Source organism: Aliiroseovarius halocynthiae, from assembly GCF_007004645.1.
Lineage (GTDB): Bacteria > Pseudomonadota > Alphaproteobacteria > Rhodobacterales > Rhodobacteraceae > Aliiroseovarius > Aliiroseovarius halocynthiae.
In genome coordinates, this window is sequence record NZ_ML660032.1 from 1 (window position 1) to 17,063 (window position 17,063).

Consider the following 17,063-nt stretch of genomic DNA (forward strand, 5'->3'; position numbering starts at 1 on the left):
AGGCAGATCCCGCCGTACCTCGCGGCAATGCACATCATGGCTAACTGCCGTGACAAGACCGTTGGGATCTGTCGTGGTCAGTGGGGCTTGGCATCCCGCATCCCACAACGTCTGCACAATCTGCGATTTCGCATTCGCAGATGAGGTGCGGAACAGGTGCTTGTTCGCATCATAGGTATGGGTGGTTTCATTCCCCTTTGCGTCCCGCTCAAGAACTACATTGCCATAAGCGTCATAGTCGAGCTCGGCCTGTATACGGCGATCAGCGACATCTCCGCCCGCCCAGGTTTCGACGCGCGTGACATTGCCGTAAGTGGGTGCGTCAGTGCGGTCCGCGCTGCCATCAAAGGTATACCACTCAGCGCTTAACCATTTACTGGCATCCCCGGATGCGATGTCATGCGTGTTACCGAACATCTTCCAGCGGGGCTTGTTGACGATGTATTTATTGAGGTTAGGGGTATACACGAACTTCGTCATGAAGTTATCCGCGTCATCATCCGTGCCATTCAGGCCAAAATGCCGGATGATCGTCGGAGACCCCCACTGATTGTACTCATACTCGGTCCGCTTCGAGATCAGATCATCACCCCAAAGTGTGCTTTCCTTAGAGCTGGTTTTGAACGAACGATAAGGGCGCTTGCCACCCACCAGCGACCAGGTGTTGACTGTTTCGCGCTGGATGACATCACTATGATAGAGACGCTGGCGCGTGATGTTGCCTTTCACACCCCAGTTGTTTTGCGCATATTCAGTGACCAGACGTGGGTTAACATCTTCCCCTGGGATTTTGGGCAGAATGGCGGTGATCGTCGCATAGCCCAGTGACTTGCGCAGGTTATGTTGGAACTTGCCACCCGCGTATTCATACGTGGTGACGCGTGGCGCATTGCCATCCGCACCATTCTTGCGGGTGATCCTCGAAACCAGCTGACGCACGCCAGGGATCTCGCTCACCCCAAAATGAGACGACGGTTTATAGCTGACATTGATCACCTCGCCATCCGGCTCGGTCACCGTCTTTAACGTCGAATGAAGGCCCGAGGCGTTGAACGCAATCGTCGACCTGCGATCATTCCTGCTGGTGTCGCGGAAGACAACATCCAAACGACCGTCGCCGTCGAAATCCCCAAAGCCAAAGAAGCTGTTGAACCCGGTGCCCTTAGTCGTCTTTCTAAACCGCTCTCCAGTCGAAAGGAAAATATGCCCGCGTTGGGGTTTCATTGACCCTTTAGGTGCGCCGGGCACGCCGTCTGACTTGGCATGGCCACGTTGCACAACAAGATCCGCCAGCCCATCACCATTGATATCAGCGAGCGTGCTGCGAGCGCCTCCGTAGCCTTTCGAATCGAAGTCAATCCCAAGATGACCACCCCAGCTCCAGTCTACGATTTTAAAGCCCACACCAGTGGACAAGGATACCCCGATGCGGTCTTTATTCCGGCGATCATGTACAATCAGATCTGCTTTGCCATCACCATTGACATCACCGAACCGAACCTCACCACGGTTCAGACGGTAGCCATCGAAAGCACGTTCATCGATTGCATAGGATACGAATCCCCCTTCTCGATGATCCCAGATGCGTTCTTCTTGGATGATCTCGTCATATCCATCACCATCAACATCCGCTGTCCAGGTTTCGCGCGCGATTCTAAGAGGTTCCGCCATACCCTCAAATAAGCGATAAGAATGGTTGGGTGCACGGACAAGTTTGCTATCATCAAGGTTGTAGAAATTGTTTTTCCAGATGACTTCCGTTTCAGGATCACCAGCAAAATTTCCGATCAAAAAGCGTCCGCTGTTCGGCACGGTAGAGATTTGTCGCAAATTTACGTGATTATCTCTAATTCCCTCAGCAGATCCGCTGCCTCCACTGGATGTGATAAATGTAAAGGCGCCGGTGGAATTGTCCCGCCTGGACCATCCCGCAAAAGATCGCGAACCTGAGCTATTAGAATACACAGGCGGTAGACTTGTACCCACATTAGCAACCACTGTTCGATCAGTGGCAAACACTATCCGACGATTTGGTAGAGTATAGCTTGGATTGGTCGCCTTGCTATACTTCAAGAAAATTAGTTCATCACGCCCGTCGCCGTTGCGATCGATCACCGACATCGAGGTGTGGAAATTGGCGTTTACCGGTTTCCAGTGAAACTTATGATCATCACCAGTATAGTCGAACGTCCAACGCGGCAGCGAGCTGCCGCCGGTAATATGTGCCCCATCCTTTATGAAGTCGCTGCCAAATTCTGTCACCGACGCCAGAAGATGCGAACGCGTCAGCGCTGATGTCGTGTGGGTCAGCCGATACGCCCTGATGTTGTCGTTCCAGTTCTTCACAACAATGGATTTCAGCCGGTTCTGTTGCCAGCCCATGTTCCCCGTCCCAGTTGCGAATTTCAGAACTGGGTGTGATCCGCTCACATCAACGTAGCTAAAGCTTGTGCTGTAACCGGCATAATTGATCGACTTCACCCGGGGTGTGAACGCCGTCGCTTCTGACCCTGGTAGATATGTGATCTCGACAACATTTGGCGTTGCTTGGGTATCCCTGATTTCGGTCAGAACCCATTTCCGTCTCCACGCAACGCGAATATATGTCGGATCCCCATTTTTCTTGGCGCCTGCCAGCGCCCCCACGCTTTCATATTTCAACCGGGTGCCATCTGGGCGATAGACCAAGAAATGGGTGGTTCGATCCTGATCGTTACCCGCTCTGTGGATCTTAAGCCCCTGATCGCGCATGGCGACAAATTTGCCCCCAGACTTACAGCTCGCGCTTGGGGTGTTGGTCATATATTTGTCGGGATAACCTTGCAGCATAGGATTGGTCGCCCCACTGCCCCTGCACCCAAGCAGTTCAACCCCATCCAACAAGAAGATATCCTTCCCGTTCTGGTATGTCGGTGCGCCATTGCCGACCGATACACGTTCGATTGTGGACAATCCACCAAGCGACCAGCCCCGCCCAATCGTATCCTCAGCCCCGCCGCGCGACTTGTTTTGCGAATTATAGTTAAGCGACAGGTTCGGCTCTAACCCACGGAACGCCGGGATCTTGATCGGAACCGAATAGCTGAACGCCCCATCCGTTCCAACATTGTTGGGAACGCTCAACGGCGCTTGACGGCCATTGGTGATGACCGAAGGATCCGGACCCTCATCTTCCTCCGCGAATGCTGTGAATGTAAGGGCGACAAAGGCGGCAATTGCCAAGAGTCCACGCATGTGACGAAAGCCTTTAGGATAATTATTTTTCATCATAAATAGAGTTCCATTTACCCACGTCAACCTAAAGGATGCGCGCGCCCCGAGTGCAGAACAGGATCTATGCGTACTGATCTGTCCCGACCTGCTGCACTTGAGTGGTCCAATTGAAAGTTTGCGCACAGCTGGCCTTGGGTCTACCGAATGGTGAGTCAGGTGCAGGCAGTGCTGAAAATGACCTCAAACGCGCCGAAGCGATGATGCGAGAGCACGCCAACCAAACGTTGGTATACTCGGCCCTGTTACCGATCGATATCGAACAAGAACACTAAAGGCCCGCTCGTCTCAGCGCAGGTTTGACGCCACAGCCTCGCTCTTGGAGTTACCCGGTGGAATCCTCGGGCACCAGCTCGTCCCAAAACGCGAAAATCGCTTCTGCGTTCAATGCAGACATCCAGCCATGGTTTTCGAAGTCCAGACGTGCTGCGTCTTCGGTCAGCTGGCTCATGAACAAGCGCTTGTCCGCATCCCGCTGGGTGGGGCTACGACTTTGGACCAATTCCTGCACGCGCCGAAGCTTGGCCGAGCGCTGCTTGATCTCGGGGGTGGACGCCCCGCCCGTCTGCGGCGCTTCGGTGGCGACGAAATCCTCGTTGATCGCACGGCTTAGGTATTTTGCCGGACTTCGCACCTGCGCTTGTCCTGCGACATAGTCGATCTTCTCGGTGACGTAATCCTCGCCATGTTCGGCAATCCATTGCCGCGCCAACCGGTCGCTAACGCCCAGCCCCATCAGACGCGCATAGGTCTGGGATGCGCGGACGCCCTCGCCATCATCTATATTCAGAATGGCCAGCTGCGGGTTTCGGCGGATCAGGAAGCGGATATGGCTGACCGCGCGGCCCATCTTGCGCGTCTCGGGTTCCACGATAATGTCCGACACTTTGTTGATCTCGGCCACCGCAGGTTTGATCACCTTCGCGTTCAGATGTTTGTAGCTTTGATAATAGTCCGAGCCATCGACCCCCATCAGCCGCCGGAAGATATCCAGATCCCACCAGCCGGTGGATCCGGTCTTCACGAAACGAAAACAGTTCTCGTACAGCGCCAACGCATGCCCGCCCGTAAACTGCCGTTGAATGTTTAGATTGATCAATGCAAAGACTTTGGGGTCATGCAGCTTCTCGGCCAGCGCAGGAGAGTATGCATATTCACACACGCCCCCTTTCAACTTGGCATAAGACAACAGTGCCGAGACCCCCCATTCCTGACGCCCGGCTTCATCCAGCATATCCCATTCGGCAACCGTCTCGGCCAACCCGCGCAGCGCCGTCTTCAGCGTTTCAACGTCATTCGAGTTATAGCCAATCATCAGGCACAAGGCCTGTGCATCAATCCGGTGGCTGCTCTGACTGGTCAGCGTGTCATAGGCATTCAGCAGCAGCACGTTGGACAGCTTCCGCTGCAACAGCGACAGCTTTCCCGACACGTGGATCGCCGCCACGTTCTTCTTCACGCTCTCACGTTTCAACGCGCCGGTTAGCCGCGTGTTCGAGGGGGTATTCATCTGCTCGGTCCCGTTTTGGGTTTTCGCAAATATTACATATTTGGCACCCAAACTCAATCTTCCTATGGGTGCCTATCTACGGGACGGTGCCCCCTGAAAACGGGTACCTTTACTATTTAAGGAACCCACATACAGGAGCGCGAGGGCGACAAAATCAGCGATATCGCGTGTATCTGGTGGGTTTTGGCCCCGTCCTGAATCCCGGCACCCGATTTCCCGGCCTTTGGAGTCCTTTGCCCCGCGAATCGGATCCGTTGATCCCGTATACTGGCACCTATAACCCTGAGAACGGGTACCGCAAGGCACTTAGATACTTGTTATTGTTGGATTATCGGGACCCAAAGATCTTAAAGTACTTAAACAAAATACAAGTTTGGTGATGCCTTTTCGGAAGAAGTTTCGCTGCGAAACCAAATTGACGTTCCCATCTCATCCGCAATGTGCGAGGTTTGCGCGTATAAGCGTTTAAACAGCAAATATGGCAAAGAGCAGATGGCACAACCACCCAAGACACCTCCCCCACCGTATTTCAACATCAACCCCGAGGAGGCCGCCAAGAAGCTGACTGATCCTATCAGCACAGCCCGATTCGCCAAAGCGGCTGCCTTCGCATCGAAGGGTCGTGATGATCTTGCCAAACGCGGCTATGCGCCGGATGGTAATAAACGGTTGCGCCGTTTTTCGGTCTGGGAGATCTGCAAATATTTAATCCCCGTTGCGCCCGCCCATTTTCGCAGGGTTTTGAAACAGAACGAAAGCCTGCCGCAGGGCGAGGGTGAAGGCGGCGCGAAATGGTTCACGCTTGAGGATGTTTTGAAGCTGCGCGACCACTTTGCCTCCGAGGGCGTATCCACCCGCGAATACCGCCCCTATCGGCCCGAGGGCGTCGACGCCAAGGTCATCTCGGTGGCGAACTTCAAAGGCGGGGTTGGAAAGACCTCGACCGCCGCGCATCTGGCGATGTCCGCGGCACTTGATGGCTACCGGGTGCTGGTGATCGATCTGGACAGCCAGGGGTCGATGACCTCGATCATGGGTGGTCAGGTCGAGGATGAATGGCAGACCGCCTTCCCGCTCATGGCCAAACACTACGCCCAGCATGTCGCCGCAGAGAACGAGGTTCGCGCCGCGGCCGGGCAGGCACCAATCCCGCTGGACGAAACCCTGACCGAGGCATTGGGTTTCGCTGCGAAACAGGTCATCCAAAAAACCCACTGGCCCAATATTGATCTGATCGGCGCCCAGCTGAACCTTTATTGGGCGGAGTTCCAGGTTCCCGTCTGGCGGATGCAGATGCAGTCCTGGCCGCTATGGGATGCGCTGTCTGGCTTCCTTGAGGATGAAGGGCTGTATCAGGAATATGATATCATCATCTTGGATACCCCCCCTGCCCTCGGCTATCTGACCATCAATGCGCTGGCCGCCGCCGATATCCTGTTGATCCCTCTGGGCGCGTCGTTTCTGGAATTCGACTCGACCGGCCGTTTCTTCGATATGCTCTATTCGACCTTCGCCTCGATCGAGGATGGCGAGAATGCCATGCGCCGACAACACGGGCTGGAAGAAATGCGCTTCGAATGGGACGCGGTACGCGCGTTGATCACTCGATTCGATGCCGCCCAGCAGACCGATCTGGCGAATGTGATCCAAGCTTATTTCGGCGACTTCATGACGACCTACCGGCAAGAGATGACCGCCATGGTCGGCCAAGCCGGTGAGCAGGTGAATGGGATCTACGAGGCTGATTATCGCGAGTTCAACCGCGACACCTATGTCCGCGGACGCGAGACGTTCGACCGCACGTGGGCCGAGGTGAAAGAACTGATCCTTGGCTGCTGGTGGCGTGATCTTCAGATGGCTGAAGAAGGAGGTGAGTGATGGCGAAACGACGTAAACTTGTGGCGCCAAGCGCTGATGATCTGAACCGGATCGAAGAAGAGTTTCGCAGCGAAACCCTGCGCAAATCCGCAATGGCGCCCATCGCTCAGGTGGCTGCCGAAGCGGCCCAACAGGCCGAAGTTCTACCCGCGGAAGCGCGCAGCGCCATCGCCAAGGATAAAGCCGATGCCGAACAGCTGCGCGATGCGCAGGACAAAGGTCTGGTCATGGTCGAGGTCCCGCTTGATCAGATCGACAGCGAAGACATGGTGCGCGACCGCATCGCCGTGGACGAAGCAGAAATGGAAGAACTTCGCGCCTCGATCCGTGCCAATGGCCTGCGCCTCCCGGTCGAGCTGTACGAGTTGAGCAATCCACAGGGCGATCTGGTCTATGGGATCATTTCGGGCTATCGCCGGGTGCTGGCGATGCGTGGTCTGTTTGGCGCCACGGGTGACGCCAAATTCTCGAACGTCAAGGCGCTGGTCAAACTGCCCGAGACCTTGCCGGATGCCTTCGTGGCGATGGTGGAAGAGAATGAAGTTCGCGCCGATCTCAGCCATTTCGAGCGCGGTCGGATCGCGGTGATCTCGGCGCAGAACGGGATTTTCGAGACGGTCGAGGCTGCGGTGGATCAGCTGTTCGCAACGGCGTCAAAAGCCAAGCGGTCGAAGGTCCGGTCCTTTGCCATGGTGTTCGAAGCACTTGGGGACATGCTGAGCTTTCCCGAGAAGCTGACCGAGCGCCAGGGCCTGCGATTGGCCAGTGCGCTGCGTGCGGGGGCCGAAAGTGATATCCGCAATTTGCTGGCCGAAGGGCAGGGTGTGGATGCGCGGTCCGAATGGGATCTTTTGGAAAGCGTCATCGAAAGCTATGAAGCCGAGCCGCGCGACACATCGCGTGGTGGACGCCCAAAGACCGCGCCGGGCAAACGCGAAAGCGGACCTGCGGTGCGCACGTCGACCGGGTTTGTCCTGCGGCGTGAACATGACGGGCAGGGCTACCTGATCCGTTTGGAAGGTCGCAAAGCGGATGCCGAAATGGTCGACGCTTTGATCCGCGAGATGGAGCACTGGCTCGAGAAACCCTGATCGGTTTCGCAGCGAAACCTACAGCCCCGCGGCCTTTGTCAGGTTCACCCGGAACCGGTCGCGGCGGCGTTGATAGCGACGGGTCATTTCGGCGGATGCATGCCCCAGATGTTTCTGGACGTAGCGCTCATCGATCTCTGCTGAACTGGCAAGGCCAGCACGCAAACTGTGGCCTGAAAATAGGGCGAGGCGATCTTTTTCAGCTAGGTCTGCGCGAATACCGGATTTCAGAACGGTGTGCTTGATGAGGCGGGCGACGTGTTTGTCTGACAGGCGCGCTTCCAGGGGGCGTTTGCCATCACGCGACGTCCGAACGAACACCGGCCCGAAATCGATTTTAGAAAACTGCAGCCATTGTTCCAGCGCATGGACCGGACAGGTCAGCTTTGAGGATCCGCGCCCGATTTCGACCTCGCGCCAGCCGGTCTTGGCGTTCAGGGTCAAGACCGCTCCGGCATCCTGAATGTCGATCCAGCCGCTAGGGTCGATGGTGTCGTCCCGGCCCACATCTAGGCTGACAATCTCGGATCGCCGCAACCCGCCAGCATATCCCAAAAGCAAAATGGCCCGGTCCCGAAGCCCGCGCAGATCGAAGGGAAGGATGGCGACCATGGCCAGAATATCTTCGGGCAGGATCGCTTCTTTCTGCGTTGGCGGTCGCGCATGCTTGCGCTTGATCCCGGCCAGCACGGTGGCGATATGGCGATTCTTGCGATCCAGCAGTAACCCGCGCTGCGCATAGTTCCAGGCAAGCCCGGACAGGCGGCGCTCAATCGTCGTGACGGAAAGGGCAGGGGAGGGACCTGTCGGAGCGGCGAGGTCGGTCAGGTAGAGGCCGATCATCTCAGGTGATGGAGGCAGGGGGTCGGTGCCCTTTAACCTGCACCAGCGCACAAAGTGTTTCCAGTCGGCCGTATAAGCCTTGTTGGTGTTCTCGGCTGTCGAGGCCTTGGCGTAGTCGCGGGCATTCTCAACCAACCGATGGAGCGTGCCGGAGCCTGCTACATGCGAAGGCAGGGTGATTGGATCACTGCCCACATGCTCTCTCTCGTCGCGTTGAGTTTCATCCGATGTATCAAAGGGCGATGGGGTCGATTTATCGGCCTTTGGAGGCTGGTTTTCTTGCGTTTCACTCATGCCTCTGAGCCTACACCAAATATGTCCGATAATACAAACTTATCGGACATTATGGAGAATTACAAATAGAGGCGGTTTTGCGGATAATATATGGCATAAAGCGCCGTAGTGATCTAGGGTTCCAGCATGACCGATGGCCTGATCCTCTGCGCATACGACAGCAAAACCCCCGCCCAACTTCCGCGCTGGATCACGGGAGCGCGCGCTGAAACCCTTGATGACATGGCTTTTTTGTCAGGAGCCGCGCTGTCTTATCTGCATATTGCCTTACACCATCCCCAGACCCCCGGTGCCTTGGTGCGGGCGCGTCTGGCGCTGCGTGCGGCTGAGGTTTCGATGCAGATCACAGGCCGCCCCGAAAGGGCAGGGGAGCTGCGCGATGAAGTTCTTCTGCTACGGCCCGGCGACCTGCCCGGTCCGGCAGGTGCAGTTGCGCAAAGCTGGCAGCGCGCGGTCGCGCGGCCGCTCTCGGTCAAATCTCTGGCCCGCGCCGTTCCTAAGCTTACGCCGGTGCAGGTTGTGACGTGGATGGATGCAGGGCAGGGAGGGGCGATCCCCCGTGCTGCGCAGGTGCTGGAAGCTGTTTTGACCGACGCCCCGCAGGCGGACTCCACCGCGTTGATCTTTGCGGATGCCGCGCTGGCGCGCGCAATTGGATTGGATCATCTTTTGCCGTGTCTGTCCGTCGCGCTGACCCGCGCTGATCTTCGTAAACGGGGTGCGGAATTACATATGGCATGCCACCACGCCATCCTGCGCGCTGCGAAAGACATTTTGCCGCTGATGCAGGACCTATCCCGCCGCGCCGCGCATGTGTCTGCCGTGTCCCCAAAACTGCGCGCGAAGCAGGCGGAGGCTGCGCTTGAATGCTTTCTGACCCAAGATGCGGTCGCCCCGATGTCGCTGCCCATGCCCGACCGCGCCGCCCGCCGTCTGTGCGACCGGCTGGTTGCTCTTGGTGCTGTGCGCGAGCTGACGGGCCGCGACACTTTCCGCCTGTATGGGATCGCACCATGACGTCCCAAGACGCACCTATTTTCGATCGGCTTCTGGCGGATCTGCCGCCAGAATTGCGCTGGCGCGAATGGATGCGCCGGATCGAGGCGGTTCTGTTCGCCAGCGCCCGCCCCGTCCCGCGCGCGGATCTGGCGCGTGTGGTGGGCGACATATCGGTCGAGCTTCTCGTTGATGATCTGTCTGCCAGTCTAGAGGGTCACGCCTTCGAGGTGGTAAAGGTGGCCGACAGTTGGATGTTGCGCACCCGTCCGGTCCTTGCCTCGGTAATTCACGTCGCAGCGGATGTGGGGGATCAGGTGTCTAACCTTGGCGAGTTCGATATCGCGGTGCTGGCGGCTATTGCCTATCATCAGCCAATCACACGGGACGGATTGAAAGATATTTTTGGGAAAGAGATTAGCCGCGACCTGATCGGTCGGCTGTATGAACGCAATCTGATCGCCACCGGCCCCCGCGCGCCCCGCCGTGGCGCGCCGTACACCTATGTCACCACCGATCACTTCCTGGCAGCATTCGATTTGGAAACGCTTCATGACTTACCGGATCAAGAACAGATGCAAGACGCTGGGATGGGATAGGGGGCTTCCCCTAATATTGTGGATTTGAAGCTCTGGTTGCGCGTGTCCGGCGGGTTCGGATGAGCGAGGTCGACACTTAACGTCTGGGGGAAACTTATATGTTGTGGGTTCAGAAAAGCGAGAAACTCAGCAATCTGCGCACCCCAAATACAAACTTTTTTAAGGCCGTAATGGCAACGTCGCGATTAACTACAAGTTAAGTAGAAATCGGGGTGGCCATTGATGCAACGTTTGGGACACCCCGACACAAACTTTTTTGGATCGTTCGTAAAGCCAAACAGCCGTTCAGTTCTTGCCGAGCAAATAGCACGCATTTGGTCGATGTTAAGAATAGTGGGCGGCATCCGCTGCGGGGTTGAGATTGACATTGGGCGCGCGATGTGTATATACAAAAGTAGATACATAAGGTGCGTGATGATGTTCGAAACCAAAATACGCAAGGTCGGTAATTCCGCCGTTGTTACCCTGTCCAGCGAAGTTCTGGCCGCTATGGACGTGAAAGAAGGCGACAGTGTCTTCCTCGCCCGTTCAGATGATGGCGGAATGAGGCTGATGGCTCACAATCCCGAATTGGCAGCTGCGATGCAAGCGGCTGAGGATGTAATGGATGAGAATCGCGACTTGTTGCAGGCGCTTGCATGAACGACCCAATCTGGGTTCCGCTCCAGGCGGTCTATCTAATCCACGACAGACAGATCGCCCGACATGGCGGAGCGGGTGGGCTGCGGGATGCCGGCTTGCTGGAAACAGCTCATGCGCGCCCGCAGAACAAATATGTGTATGAACAGGCCGATGTGATGACATGCGCCGCAGCATATGCGTTCGGGATCGCCAAAGCGCACGCGTTTACTGATGGCAACAAGCGCACTGCATTTGTTGTTGCAGCAACATTTATGCGGCTGAACGGCTTTCACTTACGTCCCGACCCGCTTGTGGGTGTTCGGGTTATGGAAAACCTGGCGGCCGATACAATGTCAGAAACTGCGTTTCGAGATTGGCTGAGTGAAACGGCAACACCATTCCCGAGTTAAAGCAGGTTCAAAAATCAGCTCTACTGCTGCCTGCCATCAAAACAACCTGACAATTCCGCCGTCGCGCAAGGCTGTCTTTGTTGAACTGAATGACCAATAGTTCCGACCGCTAGGCAGACCTAAGACGCTGTCTTAAGCCGAAGGGTTGTATGCGTCTGGCGATCCATGATTGTTCGGGGTTCGGATTTTGTTAAGTAAAATACCAAGAATATCTGGTTTGAGCGCGGAAAGATTGAATGAGCAAGGCGTCAGAGGCAAACGGTTCCAAAAAACCGGCCAGTGTGGACACCAAGAAATCAACGGAAATTGATCCAACGATCGCGCAGAAGGTGGCCGAAGTACGCGCGCATGTTCGCGAATCATTTGGGAAAATCACGATGGCGATGATGGGGCTGCCGCGCTATCGCAATCAAACCATCGGCGATTTGCAGCACCTCGTATTAGAACCTTTGATCCGGGACCGGGTGGCGATTGCATATCCAGACGGCAAGGAAAAAGACCCCCTTTCGGATATCGCCGGGGTGGCGATCTGGGCGTCTGTCTCGGACGAGGTTGATGCCAAAATCCGCGATCAGATCAAAGGCGGAAACTTTCCGATCCGCCTGAAGGCGGAGGACTGGAACAGCGGCGATATCAACTGGCTGCTGGACGTCATCGCGCCAGATACAAAAACCACCACCAGCGTAATTGCCAATTTCAAACATGTGGTGAAGGATGGTGATCTGCGGATGCATCCGGTGATCACGCATCTGGTGGATAAAGAAACACTAACAAAAATGGGCGCCGGCCCTGTCGCGTAATTGCGATTAAAATGGAGAGCACAAATAGCTTATCACATTTCAGGTGGTAATAGCGAAACGAGCGTTCAGGGACCGCTGGTTGAGACTCTAACCCCAATCGATGGCGACCTCGACAAGATCCAATTGTTGGATCCTAGCCCGGATGGGCGTTGGCGGGTGTCCTTTGATTTGGGCGGTAGCGGCCGGCCGGTGAATGGCACGCATATGCCGACCCGTTTACGCCGCAAGCGCGTGTCGGATAACAAAGGGTTTCCGATCGATGATGTACGCAACATTTGGGGTGGTGGGCTGCTCGTCAGCGCGGCATTCAAAGATGTGGTTGAGCGATTTGAACCCGGTGTACATCAGTTTTTCCCGATCACCATTGAACAGGGCGGTAAGGCCCAGTTTGAGCGCTTTGGTTTTTACATCTGCAACCGGCTGGATACGCTGGCCAAGGATGAATGTGTGCCGCCAGTTGGTGAGGATGAGCAGTGGAAGCGTATCCGCGGGCAGGAATACAAGAAGATCTTTGACACTCAGAAGATTGGCTCTCATCACGTCTGGCATGATAAGTACACGATCGGCACATTTGTCAGTGATGCACTGCATGAGGCGCTGACGGAGGCGGATCTATCTGGCCTTGGCGGCAAATATTACGAGCAAGTCTGAGAGACTTTCGCTTGGTGATCCAGAGCTACAAAACATTCACATAACCCGTAATCAGCGATTTTGGATATTGTTATGACAAATTTTGCATCTATCAAACGTTTTAAGGGATTTCTTGACCTGTTTGGGGCACGCGGGAACGGGGAATCCGGGTTTCAGGGCGCCCATGTCACGGGCGATGCGTTTTGGGGGGAGCACCTCAAATTTTTGGATGATCTGAACGAGGGGCTTTCCCCGCGATCTCAGGATCGACTTGGGGCAAACATAAAAATAATGGCGTCCTGCTACCCAAATCGACCCGAACTGGTCTGGGCGTGCAAAAGTGGCCAAAACTCGGAACATTTGTGAACGAATAATCGTGAAATGACTTTAAAGTGTCGTAGCCATTTGCTTTTGAACGATATTTTGGAGGTGAGCAGATGGGCGGTATTGCAGCACGGGACTGGAGTTTGTTCTTTCTTGATCTGGAATTTCTTTCATCACTGCCTCAATCAGTTCTTCTGGAGGTTGCCAGACATTTGGCCCTTTCGAGACCCCGGGAACGTCATCGTGTTGAGCTTTAAGATTGGTTGCGTTCCGCGCTTGCCCTACTCCTGGGAATTTCGAAGCCAAGCATTGGTTTGGGTTGACGGCGTGTATTGATGCCCTATTGTTCTGCTCAAAGTTGATATACTAAAGGTTACCTCAATATGCGTGGATTTCTTACCTTTACTGCGGCATTGCTCACCTTCACCGTTTCGGCCTTTGCAGATGAAGGTGGTCAGTCTGATGTTCCGGTTATTACGATCCCTGTTGCGACCGATGCTGACGGCGGTGACGGAACAGATGTGTCAGTCAACACAGAGTCAGCTTCTGCACTTATAGATGAAAGTGACCAATTTGACGCCCCGGGTGTTGCAAATGCGGCCGCCGCGGATGGAGGTGATGGGCCGGATGCGTCTGTCATCACGAATTCCCGCCTTGCGCCGATTAGCGTGCCCAACAATGTTGGGACGGATGGGGCGTTCAGCTATTCGGTTCCGATCAAGATCCCGGCGTTCCGTGGGTTAGAGCCGAACCTGTCGCTTAACTATAATTCGCAAAACAAGTCGCGCGGTGGTGCTGATGATATCATTGGGCGTGGTTGGTCCCTTGGCGGGTTGTCCTCGATCGAGCGTGTGTCCGTTGGGAACGGCGCGCCAACATATGTGAATGGTCAGGATATCTTCCTGCTGGATGGGATGGAGCTTCTTGGGTGCAAGGACACTGTTAACCCCTTGAATATGGACTATCCGGATGCCTTCAAGACCAAAACGCCAAACGCAAGCTGCCGCGCCGGTGGCAATATGGTTGCCATGCGCGATAGCGGACTGAAGATTTTGCGTACGGGAACTGATCTTAATCGAGATACAGTGTTCTTCGTGTTTCGTCCCGACGGGACCCGTTTGAAATATGAAAGTGTTGGGAACATTGCAGGGGCGGATAAAGGCAAAACCGGAGACTACCATCAGGTCGCGTTTCGCCGTAAATGGCTTCTAACGGAGATCCGCGATACGCAGGCGGCGCCCAACATTGTCAGCATTGAATATTTTGGCGGTAACCTGTCCACTGGTTTTACACCACGTGTGAGCCGTATCAAATATGGTAACTATACCGTTTCGTTTCACTACGAGATGGATTCTGATCACGTGCTTCACCACGCGAACGGCACGCAACATATGGGCAAACAGATCTTTGCCCTGAAATCCATTATTGTAGCATCTAGTGGCCAGAAGATCCGGGGGTATAAGTTAAACCACTTCCGCACCAAATGGACCAAAACGCGTCGGCTGACATCGGTCACCGAGTATGGAACGGACCTTGAGCTTTCTACTCCCCATATCGTAGGCGGCGATCATCTGCCCCCATGGAGATTTGAGTATGAAGGCGACCCGTTTAAATTTGCCTTGCTGAATTTGGAAACTGATTTCCATACGTCAATGTCGGTAGTTGATCGGAATCAGGATGGACGTGATGAGCTTATCTTTCTCGAGTATAAGCACGGTTATCCCGGAGAGAAGGGCAGCTATACACTTCCTAGCCGGCTCCTGAGCTTCAATGCGAACAGAGAAGTCATAAGTGATGCCGCCCATAACCTCCCGGCGCTAGTATTTAGGACCATTGCTGCTTTTCTTAACAGATCATTTGCAGGTTGGTCCCGTCCTGACGGAAGCAGCGATAAGCGTCTTATGTTTACGTTGAAACCGCACGGTCAAGAAAGCGTAAGTACTCGCGATGTCGATTCGCACACCAAACTGGTCGAGATCGCGTGGAACCATGGTGCGTATTATCGTGCATCCCAACCTCTGATTGGTAATTTTTTTGGCGACGCAGGCACCGAAGTTATCACCGCGACCGGGCTCTACAGTATTGCTGACGGGAAAGTGACAAAAGAAGTGTCACGCTCGGACGGCTTATACAGAAATACAGCGACTCCACTTGATTTTTGGTGGGAGACATGGGCTGTGGATATTGACGGTGATGGGTATGACGAAGTTGTAAAGAAAGGCCGCATCTGGGATTTTCAAGGCGACAAGTTTGTTTCGTACCTGGTGCACGGCACACCATTTGCCAGCCATCACCATGGCCGCGGTGATGTGATGTTTGGCGATGTCAATGGGGATGGGAGAGCTGACGCGATTATTCACGATCGACGCGGCACTGATATTATTGGTGTATCGCTATCAACCGGACGCAGGTTTACTCCGTCTGTTGATTGGAGTTGGGGGGCCGGTCTAGGCGTCTATTCTAATTCGAAAGGATATGGCGGATCACGCAGTACTGTTGCTGATATCAACGGTGACGGACTAGCCGATCTTGTTCTTCACGAAGGGCATGGAACAATCGGCGATGATGGTGTCCGTGTACCACTCCACGCACAAGTTTTCCTGTCGAATGGCGCGGGCTTTGTCAAAACGCCTCATTGGTCTTGGTTCGATCGCTATTATGGTCTAGGCGACTTTGATGGGAATGGGTTGCTGGATGTCGTTTCCCATTACTCTTCTGGGCCGCATATGGGGCCAACGATCGCCTTTAATCGCTCTGGCCTACTATCAACCTTGCAGACGGTTCGCGAGCCGGATGGTGAGATTATTGAGGTAGACTATTCTCCGTCATCGCATTTTGGGGTGAGCGAGATCCCGGGCGTGCGGCAGTTGGTCACCAAGATCGCGCGCAAGAATGGTGAGACTGGCCAGGTCAGAACGATGCGCTATGAATATGCGGGTGGCAAGTATGATTATGGTCTGCGCAAGTCGCTGGGCTATGGGAAAGTCACGGCCATTCTGCCCAAAACTCCGGAGCAAAATCTCAACCCACGTCTGGTCACTGAATATGCGCAAGACAATTGGGGTATGAAGGGCAACGTCACGCGCCAGCGCTTGTACTATGGCGATGAGGTGTGGCGCGATACTGTGAACACATGGTCGGATGTCGAGGGTCATCGTCCGTTCCGATCTTTCAAGACCAGCACGGTTGAAAGCACGCGTTGGTGGAACAAGCTGATTTCTCAGCGGATCGAGTATGAGTATAGTTTTTGGGGCGCTCCGACCGTTATCCGTCAGTATGGTTTTGGTGGAAAGATGCCGAACGCTGACGACGTTGTTACTAAGTTTGGCTACAAGCCGAACACCGCAAAATACATTGTGAATAAGCCGAACTGGAAGATCGTTGGGAATGGTCAGGATGTGACCTGGGGCGATACATCGAACTGGTTGCAGGCCGAATTCTATACCTATGATGGGAATGCAACCGATGCTGAGGCTCCGGTCCGGGGTAATCTGTCGCGTGTCAAAGCCTGGGCAGGTGGCGCTACGCATGGGCACCGTTCAACGCGGGCTGAGTTCACTTATGACGCCTATGGCAATGTTCTGACGGAAACGGACCCGTTGGGGAACCAGACGACGCATACCTATGATGTTGCCAAGAACCTGTTCCGTATTTCATCCACAAATGCGCTGGGTCAGAAGGCTGTGACGTCGTGGCACTATCGGTGCCAGGCTCCGGTAAAGCTTACCGACGCGAATGGCCTTGTGACCACTATCTCGTATGATCAGTTCTGCCGCGAGGTACGGCGGGATCTGCCT

12 protein-coding genes are annotated in these 17,063 nt (G+C 54.9%); 9 read left to right on the top strand and 3 right to left on the bottom strand.

Going from position 1 to position 17,063, the window contains the following annotated elements; translation table 11 throughout:
* Together FIL88_RS16415 and FIL88_RS16420 are read right to left on the bottom strand one after the other, a co-directional pair.
* On the bottom strand, positions 1-2,880 hold a 2,880-nt coding region (locus FIL88_RS16415; RefSeq protein WP_246066760.1), incomplete at its 3' end, for an FG-GAP repeat domain-containing protein.
* A gap of 715 nt (positions 2,881-3,595) precedes the next feature.
* Positions 3,596-4,780 carry a replication initiation protein gene (locus FIL88_RS16420; protein ID WP_142854973.1) on the bottom strand — a complete coding sequence of 395 codons (1,185 nt, stop codon included), beginning with the start codon at positions 4,778-4,780 and terminating at the stop codon, positions 3,596-3,598.
* 492 nt (positions 4,781-5,272) lie between these two features.
* On the opposite strand from FIL88_RS16420, the gene FIL88_RS16425 reads away from it, so the two are divergent.
* A complete protein-coding gene (locus FIL88_RS16425; protein ID WP_142854974.1) occupies positions 5,273-6,658 on the top strand; it encodes an AAA family ATPase in 1,386 nt (461 codons plus the stop codon).
* A complete protein-coding gene (locus FIL88_RS16430) occupies positions 6,658-7,749 on the top strand; it encodes a ParB/RepB/Spo0J family partition protein (RefSeq protein WP_142854975.1) in 1,092 nt (363 codons plus the stop codon). The genes FIL88_RS16425 and FIL88_RS16430 overlap by 1 nt, the downstream gene beginning before the upstream one ends.
* Positions 7,750-7,767: 18 nt before the next feature.
* On the opposite strand, the gene FIL88_RS16435 is transcribed toward FIL88_RS16430, so the two are convergent.
* Positions 7,768-8,886: a tyrosine-type recombinase/integrase gene (locus FIL88_RS16435; RefSeq protein WP_142854976.1), complete on the bottom strand. Its 1,119-nt coding sequence runs from the start codon at positions 8,884-8,886 to the stop codon at positions 7,768-7,770.
* Positions 8,887-9,012: 126 nt separating this feature from the next.
* Here FIL88_RS16435 and FIL88_RS16440 point away from each other — a divergent pair, with 126 nt between their 5' ends.
* The 7 genes from FIL88_RS16440 to FIL88_RS16470 all read left to right on the top strand — a co-directional run.
* Positions 9,013-9,903, top strand: a complete 891-nt coding sequence (locus FIL88_RS16440) for a DUF1403 family protein (protein ID WP_142854977.1) — start codon at positions 9,013-9,015, stop codon at positions 9,901-9,903.
* A complete protein-coding gene (gene scpB / locus FIL88_RS16445; RefSeq protein ID WP_142854978.1) occupies positions 9,900-10,481 on the top strand; it encodes an SMC-Scp complex subunit ScpB in 582 nt (193 codons plus the stop codon). Before FIL88_RS16440 ends, scpB begins: the two co-directional genes overlap by 4 nt.
* Positions 10,482-10,895: 414 nt before the next feature.
* Positions 10,896-11,123, top strand: a complete 228-nt coding sequence (locus FIL88_RS16450; protein WP_246066761.1) for an AbrB/MazE/SpoVT family DNA-binding domain-containing protein — start codon at positions 10,896-10,898, stop codon at positions 11,121-11,123.
* Positions 11,120-11,512, top strand: a complete 393-nt coding sequence (locus tag FIL88_RS16455; protein ID WP_142854980.1) for a type II toxin-antitoxin system death-on-curing family toxin — start codon at positions 11,120-11,122, stop codon at positions 11,510-11,512. Before FIL88_RS16450 ends, FIL88_RS16455 begins: the two co-directional genes overlap by 4 nt.
* 281 nt (positions 11,513-11,793) lie before the next feature.
* Complete coding sequence (locus tag FIL88_RS16460; protein WP_246066762.1) at positions 11,794-12,312, top strand: toxin-activating lysine-acyltransferase; 519 nt, start codon at positions 11,794-11,796, stop codon at positions 12,310-12,312.
* Positions 12,313-12,963 carry an imm11 family protein gene (locus FIL88_RS16465; protein ID WP_185961010.1) on the top strand — a complete coding sequence of 217 codons (651 nt, stop codon included), beginning with the start codon at positions 12,313-12,315 and terminating at the stop codon, positions 12,961-12,963. It abuts the gene before it with no gap.
* A 686-nt stretch (positions 12,964-13,649) separates the two neighbouring features.
* Positions 13,650-17,063: toxin TcdB middle/N-terminal domain-containing protein (locus FIL88_RS16470; protein ID WP_142854983.1), on the top strand; the 3,414-nt coding region annotated here is incomplete at its 3' end.